7 protein-coding genes and 1 pseudogene are annotated in these 8,411 nt (G+C 68.9%); 4 read left to right on the plus strand and 4 right to left on the minus strand.

Going from position 1 to position 8,411, the window contains the following annotated elements:
• Window positions 1-243: 243 nt before the first annotated feature.
• The 4 genes from CF68_RS08175 to CF68_RS08190 are packed head-to-tail and all read left to right on the plus strand — an operon-like array spanning window position 244 to window position 5,230.
• Window positions 244-1,575 (plus strand): MFS transporter, encoded by a 1,332-nt coding sequence (locus CF68_RS08175; protein ID WP_035817280.1) that lies wholly within the window; start codon window positions 244-246, stop codon window positions 1,573-1,575.
• A gap of 34 nt (window positions 1,576-1,609) precedes the next feature.
• Window positions 1,610-3,046: a dihydropyrimidinase gene (hydA, locus tag CF68_RS08180; protein ID WP_035817281.1), complete on the plus strand. Its 1,437-nt coding sequence runs from the start codon at window positions 1,610-1,612 to the stop codon at window positions 3,044-3,046.
• Between the two features lie 40 nt (window positions 3,047-3,086).
• Entirely contained in the window at window positions 3,087-4,481 is a 1,395-nt protein-coding gene (locus tag CF68_RS08185) for an amidase (RefSeq protein WP_035817282.1), read from the plus strand.
• A gap of 5 nt (window positions 4,482-4,486) precedes the next feature.
• On the plus strand, window positions 4,487-5,230 hold the full coding sequence (locus CF68_RS08190) for an aspartate/glutamate racemase family protein (protein WP_035817284.1): 744 nt from the start codon (window positions 4,487-4,489) through the stop codon (window positions 5,228-5,230).
• 28 nt (window positions 5,231-5,258) lie between these two features.
• Here the strand turns inward: CF68_RS08190 and CF68_RS08195 are convergent, their stop codons facing one another.
• From CF68_RS08195 to mutL, 4 genes and pseudogenes are all read right to left on the minus strand, one after another.
• Complete coding sequence (locus tag CF68_RS08195; protein ID WP_035817286.1) at window positions 5,259-5,996, minus strand: GntR family transcriptional regulator; 738 nt, start codon at window positions 5,994-5,996, stop codon at window positions 5,259-5,261.
• Between the two features lie 102 nt (window positions 5,997-6,098).
• The gene (locus tag CF68_RS08200) at window positions 6,099-6,599 is read right to left on the minus strand and encodes a GNAT family N-acetyltransferase (RefSeq protein ID WP_035817287.1); all 501 of its coding nucleotides are present in this window, start codon (window positions 6,597-6,599) and stop codon (window positions 6,099-6,101) included.
• Window positions 6,600-6,680: 81 nt separating this feature from the next.
• Window positions 6,681-7,652 carry a tRNA (adenosine(37)-N6)-dimethylallyltransferase MiaA gene (gene miaA / locus CF68_RS08205; protein ID WP_035817288.1) on the minus strand — a complete coding sequence of 324 codons (972 nt, stop codon included), beginning with the start codon at window positions 7,650-7,652 and terminating at the stop codon, window positions 6,681-6,683.
• Window positions 7,653-7,686: 34 nt separating this feature from the next.
• A pseudogene (gene mutL / locus CF68_RS08210) lies at window positions 7,687-8,411 on the minus strand (DNA mismatch repair protein MutL); the annotation flags it as partial.

Genomic DNA, 8,411 nt, shown 5'->3' on the forward strand with positions numbered 1-8,411 from the left:
GCACGACATCCGGCCGCATCGCGCCAACCCCAACACCCATCCTGGTGCGCTGCACCAAAATCCACCATGCATCTGCACCAAATCTGAAAAACAAAATTCAACTTGATTGTATGGCGGTTTATATCCTAATGTACTGAGCAAAGACGCCGCACACGCATGCCGCGTCGGAGACAACGCCCGAAAGCGACGCCGGGGACCACCACCGCGCGCCAGGGCAGGCCAGGGACCATTGGAGGATCCACCATGCAAGCAGTCGGCATCGACGCAGCAGCCAAGAACGGCGCGTCGCCCCAGAAGCAATCCGTCGCGCGTGTCGCCGGGGCCAGCCTGGCCGGCACCACGCTCGAGTTCTACGACCACTTCATCTACGGATCGGCCGCCGCGCTGGTCTTCCCCAAGCTGTTCTTCCCGCAGAGCGACCCGCTGACCGCGACGCTGCTGTCCTTTGCCAGCTACGGCGTGGCCTTCGTGGCGCGGCCGCTCGGCGCGGCGATCTTCGGCCACTTCGGCGACAAGATGGGCCGCAAGTCGATCCTGATCATCACGCTGCTGATGATGGGCCTGGCGACCTTCGGCATCGGCCTGTTGCCGACGTATGCCGCCGCGGGCGCACTGGCACCGGTGCTGCTGGTGCTGCTGCGCGTGGTGCAGGGCCTGGCCCTGGGCGGCGAGTGGGGCGGGGCCGCGATCATGGTCAACGAGCTGGACCCCGAAGGTAAGCGGCGCGGCATCCTCGGCAGCCTGGTGCAGCTGGCGGCGCCGATCGGCCTGCTGCTGGCCAACGGCGTGTTCGCGCTGGTGACCTGGCAGGTCTCGGAAGAAGCCTTCCTGAGCTGGGGCTGGCGCGTGCCGTTCCTGCTGTCGGCGCTGCTGGTCGGGGTCGGGCTTTATATCCGCTCCAACGTGCGTGAATCCGGCATGTTCGAGAAGCTGGAGGAATCCCACGCCGAAGCGCGCGCACCGATCATGGAAGTGCTGCGCAACTACAAGAAGCAGCTGCTGATCGCTTTCGGCGCGCGGCTGGGCGGCGATATCGCCTTCTACGTGTTCACGCTGTTCCTGCTGTACTTCGTGCCGACCAAGCTGGGCCTGCCCAAGAGCATCGCGCTCAATGCCGTGCTGCTGGGTGCGCTGGCGCAGATCCTGTTCATCCCGGTCGCCGGTTACCTGGCCGACCGCATCGGGCGCCGCCCGGTGCTGATGATCGGCGGCATCGGCGGTGCGGTGTGGGCCTTTGTCTTCTTCACGCTGGTCAAGACCGGCAGCCCGGCGTTGATCATGCTGGCCTCGTTCGTCGGCATGGTGCTGGTGTCGTTCATGTTTTCGCCGCTGGCGTCGTTCCTGCCGGAGCTGTTCGCCACCCGGGTGCGCGTGACCGGTGCCTCGCTCGGCTTCCAGTTCGCCGGCGTGTTCGGCGGCGCGCTGGCCCCGCTGATTGCGATCGGCTTGCTCGACCGCTTTGGCAGCACCGCGCCGGTGGCGATCTACCTGGCCGTGGTGTGCGCGCTGATCGCAATCGCCGCGGCGGCCGCGCGTGAAACTAATCGCATGCACCTGTCTGACGCGGACCGCTGAGGGCGGCAGTACCAATCTTCTCGTGAGCAGTATCGTGAAACAGTTCGACCTGATCATCCGCAACGGCACCGTGGTGACCGCCAGCGACACCATGCAGTGCGATATCGGCATCGCCGGCGGCCGCATCGTGCAACTCGGCCACGACCTGGGCGAGGCCGCGCAGACCATCGACGCCAGCGGCAAGCTGGTATTGCCGGGCGGCGTCGATGCGCATTGCCACCTGGACCAGCCGATGCCGGACGGCCTCAGGATGGCTGACGACTTCCGCACCGGCTCGGTCTCGGCGGCCTGCGGCGGAACCACTACCGTGATCCCGTTCGCCGCGCAGGAGAAGGGCCATTCGCTGCGCGCCGCGGTGAACGACTATCATCAGCGCGCCGACGGCAAGGCTGTGGTCGACTACGCCTTCCACCTGATCGTGGCCGATCCTACCGAGGCGGTGCTGCAGGACGAGCTGCCGGGGCTGATCCGCGAGGGCTATTCGTCGTTCAAGATCTACATGACCTACGACGACCTCAAGCTGAACGACCGCGAGATTCTTGAGGTGCTGTCAGTGGCGCGCCAGGAGGGCGCGCTGGTGATGGTGCACGCCGAGAACTCGGACTGCATCGCCTGGCTGACCGAGAAGCTGGGAGCGGCGGGCAACACCGCGCCGAAATTCCACGCGCTGGCCCGGCCGATGGCGATCGAGCGCGAGGCCACGCACCGCGCCATCACGTTCTCCGAGCTGGTCGACGTACCGATCCTGATCGTCCATGTATCGGGCAAGGAAGCGGTCGAGCAGATCCGCTGGGCGCGCAACCGCGGCATGAAGATCTTTGCCGAGACCTGCCCGCAGTACCTGTTCCTGACTGCCGAAGACCTCGACCAGCCGGGCTACCACGGCGCCAAGTGCGTGTGCAGCCCGCCGCCGCGCGACCGCAGCAACCAGGAAGTGATCTGGGACGGCCTGGCCGACGGCCTCTTCACCATCTTCTCGTCCGACCATGCACCGTTCCGCTACGAAGACGCGCAGGGCAAGAAGCCTGGCGGCAAGGAAGTCCCGTTCCAGTACATCCCCAACGGCATCCCCGGCCTGGAAACGCGGCTGCCGCTGCTGTTCTCGGCTGGCGTGGTGGGCGGCCGCATCTCGGTCAACCAGTTCGTCGCGCTGACCTCGACCAACCCCGCCAAGCTCTACGGCCTGCATCCGCGCAAGGGCACCATCGCCATCGGCGCCGATGCCGACCTGGCGATCTGGGATCCGCAGCGTGAAGTGACGATCCAGAACACCGGCCTGCACCATGCGGTCGACTACACGCCGTATGAAGGCCTGCGCGTGACCGGCTGGCCGGTGACCACGCTGGTGCGCGGCAAGGTGGTGGCGCATGAGGGCGAGGTGCTGGCCGAGGCCGGCCATGGCCAGTTCCTGCCGTGCGGCCTGCCGGAGATGGCCAGGCCGCGCTATCGCACCTCGGGCGGCAGCCTGTGACGGCGGCAGCATTGCCGATGCTTTGACTGAAACGACTGACATGGAACTGACCAACCGCCTGGACGCCACCACTATCGCGGCCCGCGTCGCCGCCGGCCGCCTCGATCCCGCCGAGGTGGTCGCAGCCTTCCAGGCCCGCATCGCGGCGCGCAATGACCAACTCAACGCCGTGTTCGAGCAGCGCCAGGAACTGGTCGATGCCGACCTGGCGCAGCTGCGCGCGCGCCTGGCGCAGGGCGAGCGCCCGCTGCTGGCGGGTGTGCCGGTGATCGTCAAGGACGTGATCTGGAGCCAGGGCCGCCGCGTCACGCAGGGCTCGCAGCTGTACCGCGACTTCATTGCGCCCGCCGACGCGATTGCGGTCGAGCGCCTGCGCCAGGCCGGCGCGATCGTGCTCGGCATGGGCAATACCTCGGAGTTTGCCTGCAAGGGCCTGACCACCAACAAGGTCTACGGGCTGACGCGCCATCCGCTCGATGCCACGCTGACCGCGGGCGGCTCGTCTGGCGGCTGCGCGGTGGCGGTGGCGGCCGGCATGGCGCCGCTGGCGCTGGGCACCGACGGCGGCGGTTCCAGCCGGCGCCCGCCCGCGCATGCCGGCGTGGTCGGCTTCAAGCCTTCCTACGGCGCGATTCCCGATTCGGTCGGCTTTCCCCATGCCTTCAACGGCATCCAGGTGATTGCGCCGATCACGCGCACGGTGGCCGACGCCGAACTGATGTTCGAGGCGCTGGCCGGTGCCGATCCGCGCGATCCCGATACGCTGGGCTTCTCGCTTGGGGCCGCGCGCCCGCTGCATACGCTGAAGATCGCGGTCAGCCTGCGCCTGGGCCTGGACACCCCGGTCGACGACGATGTCGCGCAGGCCTTCGAGCAGGCCGTGGCCCGGCTGCAGGCCGCGGGCCTGACCATCGAGCGTGCCGACCCGGCCTGGCCGAAGGGCGCCGACGAGGCCGCGCTGATGCCGCTGCAACATGTCGGCCTGGCCAATCTCTACGGCGAGGCCTGGCGCCGCGACCCGGAGCTGTTCGATCCCGACATCGCGCGCCAGATCGAGCGCGGGCTGGCCTGGAGCGGCGCCGACGTGGCCCGCGCGCGCGAAGCCAGCCACCAGATCGCGCTGGCCATGGCGGGGTTCTTTACCCGCTATGACCTGCTGCTGTGCCCGACCACCCCGTGCGTGGCGTGGCGCAACGACCGGCTCGGGCCGGAGCGGATCGGCGGCGTGGCGGTGGAGCCGCGCGCCCATGCGGTGTTCACGCCCTTCTTCAACCATGCGCTGGCGCCGGCCATCTCGGTGCCCTGCGGCCATGGCCGCGACGGGCTGCCGGCGGGCCTGCAGATTGCCGGCCCGCGCGGTGCCGACCGCAACGTGCTGGCCGCGGCCAGGCTGGCCGAAAACGTGCTGGCGCCGCTGCTCAACCCTGCCGGATAACCGTCATGCGAATCCTTGTCCTGAATCCCAATACCAGCGAAGGCATCACCGCGCGGCTGATGGCGGCGGCCACCGAGGCCGCGGCCCCCGGCACCGAGCTGGTGCCGCTGACCGCCAGCCGCGGCGTGCCCTATATCGCCACGCGCGCCGAGGCGCAGATCGGCGGCGCCATCGCGCTGGAGATGCTGGCCGAGCACCATGGCCAGTTCGACGCGGCCATCATCGCGGCCTTTGGCGACCCCGGCCTGATGGGCGCGCGCGAACTGTTCGACCTGCCGGTGGTGGGCATGGCCGAGGCGGCGATGCTGTCGGCCTGCATGCTGGGCCGGCGCTTTGCCATCGTGACCTTTGCGCGGGCGCTGGGGCCCTGGTATGAGGAGTGCGTGGACATGCATGGCCTGCGCAGCCGGCTGGCCGGCATCCGCATGCTGGACGGCAGCTTTGCCTCGGTGTCGGACGTGCAGGAAGAGAAGGAAGCCGTGCTGGTGGAACTGGCCAACCGTGCCGTGGTGGAGGATGAAGCCGATGTGGTGATCCTGGCCGGCGCGCCGCTGGCCGGCCTGGCCGCGCGCGTGCGCGACCGCATTCCGGTGCCGGTGGTCGACCAGATGGCCGCCGCCGTCAAGCAGGCCGAGGCGCTGGTCGCGCTGCAGCCGCGCAAGGCCACCGCGGGCACGTTCCGCCGCCCGGATGCCAAGCCCACGCTAGGTTTGCCCGCGGCGCTGGCGGCGCGCATCGAGCACCGCTAAGCCGCTTCCCTTCCGATGATGCCGCGGCTCAGACCGCGGCGAACACCGCTTCCAGATCGACCTTTTCCTCGGTCGGCAACTCCAGCCGCAGCGTGCTTTCGACATGGCCGAGGTGTTCGGTCATCAGCCGCGCGGCGCGCTCGCCGTCGCCGGCTTCCAGTGCATCGACGATGTCGTCGTGTTCATGGTGCGGGCACGACGGCACGCCCGGCGCGTCATAGAGCGCAATGATCAGGCAGGTCAGCGAGCACAGCTCGCGCATGTACTTGCCCAGGTACTGGTTGCCGGTCATTTCCGCCAGCTTGCAGTGGAACTCGCCCGACAGCCGGATGATGGCGCGGCGGTTGTCGCTGTCGCGCGCCTGTGCTTCCTGGCGCGTGGTCTCGCGCAGCGCGCGCACCCCCGGCGCGCCAATGGCGCCGGCCAGGTCGCGCACCAGTGCGGGTTCCAGCAGGTGGCGTGAATGCAGCACCTGGCGCGCTTCGGCCACGCTCGGGCTGGAGACGAAGGTGCCGCGGTTGGGATGCACCGTCAGCACGCCTTCATGCGCCAGCTTGGCAAAGGCCAGCCGCACCTTGGTGCGGCTCACGCCGAACACGCCGCCCAGCTTTTCCTCGACCAGCTTGGTGCCCGGCGGCAGCCGGTGCTCCCAGATCGCGGTCAGGATGCGGTCGGCGATTGCCTCGACCGACGCGCCGCGCGCGCTGTCCGCGTCGGCCACATTGATACCGTCGGTGGCGGGCAGGTCGGCTTTGGTTCGTGGCATGGCGGTTGGCGTTGGCGGCCCGGAAAAAAAGACAGTCGGTGTCGTTATTGTATGGCGGCTCGCCATCAAGTGTATAACACCGGCGTCGGACCGGTTGCCGACTTACTGCGCGCCGAGCTTGTCCAGCGCCTCGCCGGTCACGCGGCAGATGCGCCAGTCGGGCAGCACGTCGGCGCCCATGGCCTGGTAGAAGTCGATCGACGGCTGGTTCCAGTCGAGCACCGACCATTCGAAGCGGCCACAGCCGCGCTCGACCGCCAGCGCCGCGAGGTGCTTGAGCAGCGCCTTGCCCAGGCCGTGGCCGCGCCAGGCCGGATCGACATACAGGTCTTCCAGGTATAGGCCGGGCCTGGCCAGGAAGGTTGAGAAATTGTGGAAGAAGAGGGCAAAGCCGACGGCTTGCCGGCCGCCATCGGTGTCGACTTCGACCAGCACCGCTTCGGCATGCGGCGTGGCGCCGAACAGTGCATCCTGGATCTTCTGCGGCGTGGCTTCGACGATATGCGTCAGCTTTTCGTATTCGGCCAGCGCCAGGATCAGGTTGAACAGCGTCTCGCTGTCGGCGGCGGTGGCGGGGCGGAGCGTGAAGGCGGGCTTGGACATGCTGGGTCGGCTTTCCGGAAAACAGGGATTCGGAATTATCGCCTGTGCGTCACTTGCTGTGCCAGCTTGCATGCAATCGGGTCAGTGCCCGAAGTCCGCCAGCTTGCGCACCTGGTCGACATACCCGGGCGCCAGGCAATCCACCACCAGCCGCTCGGGCGTGCTGCGCAGCCAGGTCAGCTGGCGCTTGCACAGCTGGCGCGTGGCGGCGATGCCGCGCTCGCGCATGGTGGCAAAGTCTGCGTCGCCGTCCAGGTACTCCCATACCTGCCGGTAGCCGACGCAGCGGATCGACGGCAAGCCCGGATGCAGGTCGCCGCGCCTGCGCAGCCGCTCGACTTCCTCGATAAAGCCGTTGGCCAGCATCGCGTCATAACGCTGTGCGATGCGCGCGTGAAGCGCCAGGCGGTCCGATGGCTCCAGCGCAATCACGCGAAAGCGCTGGTCCGCCGCGCCGGCAAAGGTGCGCCCCTCGGCCTGGCGCGCCAGCAGTGCCGACATCGGCTGGCCGGACAGGCGGTGGATCTCCAGCGCGCGCTGGATGCGCTGCGCGTCATTGGGCGCGAGCCGCGCCGCAGTGACCGGGTCGACCTCGGCCAGCATCGCATGCAGCGCCGGCCAGCCGCGCTCGGCGGCAAGCTGGTCCAGCTCCGCGCGCAGCGCGGCATCGGCCTGGGGCAGGTCATTGAGTCCCTGCGTCAGCGCCTTGTAGTACAGCATGGTGCCGCCGACGATCAGCGGCACATGGCCGCGCGCGCGGATCTGTGCGATCAGCCGTTCGGCATCGGTGACGAACTGCGCCGCGGAGTAGCTGTCGGCCGGGTCGATGATATCGATCAGGTGGTGCGGCGCGGCTGCAAGTTCTTCGCGCGTGGGCTTGGCGGTGCCGATATCCATCTCGCGGTACACCAGCGCCGAATCCAGGCTGATGATCTCCACCGGCGCGTCGGCCGCCAGCGCAAGCGCGGCCGCGGTCTTGCCCGAGGCGGTCGGGCCGAGCAGGCAGACCACGGGCGGATGCGTGGCGGAATCGTGGGGTACGGCGGCGGACATCGGAAACCTTGGATGAGTCGTGCGGGCGAGCGGCTTACTGCCCGCGCAGGAACAGCCGGTCCAGCTCGGTCACGGTCAGTTGCACCCAGGTCGGGCGGCCGTGGTTGCACTGGTCGGCGCGCTCGGTCTGCTCCATCTGGCGCAAGAGCGCGTTCATTTCCTCGAGCGTGAGCTTGCGGTTGGCGCGCACCGCGCTGTGGCAGGCGAGGGTGGCCAGCAGTTCGTTGCGGCGCTCGGCCAGCACGCGCGAGCCGCCATAGGCATGCAGGTCGCGCAGCACGTCGCGCGCCAGCGCTTCGGCATCGGCCTGCTGCAGCAGCGCCGGCACCGCGCGCACCGCGAGAGTGGTGGGCGACACCGGGGCGATATCGAAGCCCAGCAGCGTCAGCGTCTCCTGGTGTTCTTCGGCCACGCCGATCTCGACCGGGCTGCCGGGCAGCGTGACCGGGATCAGCAACGGCTGCACCGCCAGGTCGCGCGCATCCAGGCCGGCCTTGATCTGCTCGTACAGGATGCGTTCGTGCGCGGCATGCATGTCCACCAGCACCAGCCCGCGCGCGTTCTGCGCCAGCACATAGATGCCATGCAGCTGGGCGATGGCGTAGCCGAGCGGGTGGTCATCGGGGGAGTCGGCAGGATCGGCAAAGCCGGCGCGCGCGGCCGGCGGCAGTCGGTCCAGCAGGCCGGGCGGGTCGTCGGCGCGTGCCGCCTGGGCGTCGGCCAGCCATGCCGGCGCTTGCGCCGGGGTGCCGGGCATGG

The organism is Cupriavidus sp. SK-4, assembly GCF_000611125.1.
Taxonomy (GTDB): domain Bacteria; phylum Pseudomonadota; class Gammaproteobacteria; order Burkholderiales; family Burkholderiaceae; genus Cupriavidus; species Cupriavidus necator.